A 1,353-nucleotide genomic window follows, 5' to 3' on the forward strand; every position below is an offset into this window, starting at 1 on the left:
GCCGTCCAGCGGCGGTCTTGCTGAATCAGCAACGCATCGACCGCCATGGCCATGGAGGTCTGTTCCAGGTCGGCCGCCTGCAGCAAGGGCTGGCTGCGCGCAGCGGCTACATCGGCCAGAAACGGCGTAAACAGTTGCGCGCGCACCGGCAAGCCCTGAACCGCTTGTGCCAGGTTCGATTCCAGCAAGGCCGTCATGGGCAAGCTGGCCTGGCGTGCACGCTGCGTTGCAGTGCTGGGCAGATAAAAGCTCGGGCTTTCAAATCTGGCGAGTTCGCCCTGATCGACTTGCGTTTGCAGCACCGCAGAAACTTGCTCGGACGAGCGCAATACAGATTCCCGACTCGTGCCCGATACCACCACCAGATAACGCACATCGGGTGCGCCCATGTCGGCGCGCAGACGCTCATCGAGCGCCACCTCGGCCTGCGACACCGGACTTAACGACGATATCTTGTCATTCAACAAGCTGGCACGGTTCTGGATGAGGATGGCGCAGGCCGCCAGCAACAGTATCGCGGCCGGCCAGCGCAGCGCAGCGGCGCGCTGTGTCAGGCGGGACAGGCCGACGCCGATGGCCGCTACATCACGGATGCGAAATGTCGCTGGCAGCAGATGAGGCAGGACGAAACGGGTCACTATGGCGGCGGCTACCAGCCCGGCAATCGCATACAGACCGAGTTGCGCCAGCCCCGGAAAGCCGGACAACAGCAGCGAAGCAAAGCCGGCTATCGAGGTCAGCACACCGAGGCGGATGGTGGGCCAGAAGCGCTTGATCCAGTTCTGCTGGTCTGCACCGCTTTGTTCGGATTGCACAAACAGGTAAATTGAATAGTCCACCGCCTCGCCGATCAGCGCGGTGCCAAACCCCAGGGTGATGCCGTGCACCGCCCCAAAGCCCAGACTGACTGCGGCGACGCCTGCCAGCGCACCGCTGATGACGGGCAAAAAACCCAATGCCAGTGCGCTGAAGGAGCGGTAAACCAGCAATAGCAGCGTTGCAATGAGCAAGACACTGATGAGGGACAGGCGGGTGACCTGACTTTTGATGGTGTCGCGTGACGTCACGGAAAACACGCCGGGACCGGTCATCACCAGCCTGGCGTCAGGGCTTGCGCTGGATGCCTGGTCAAACGCTTGCCGGATGGCCGCCATGGCGCTTTGTTGGGCATCGGTGTCGGACCCCGCCGCGCGCGTTTGTATCAGCATCAAGGCGCGCGCACCGTCGCGTGATGCCCAGGCACCATCGACCAGCTTTGGGTGGGTGCCGCTGTTGAGTTGGTCAAGTAATTTCACCATTTCACCGCTCGGGTCGCGTGGCAGCATGGACTTGACCAGCAGCCCGGCGGGCGAG

The 1,353-nt window shown here is 62.7% G+C and carries 1 protein-coding gene; it reads right to left on the minus strand.

Annotated features, from left to right (window positions below; all coding sequences use genetic code 11):
- Nucleotides 1-1,353: MMPL family transporter (locus ABW22_RS16340; RefSeq protein ID WP_157648703.1), on the minus strand; the 1,353-nt coding region annotated here is incomplete at both ends.

It is taken from the genome of Thiobacillus denitrificans, from assembly GCF_001530125.1.
Classification (GTDB): Bacteria; Pseudomonadota; Gammaproteobacteria; order Burkholderiales; family Thiobacillaceae; genus Thiobacillus; species Thiobacillus denitrificans_C.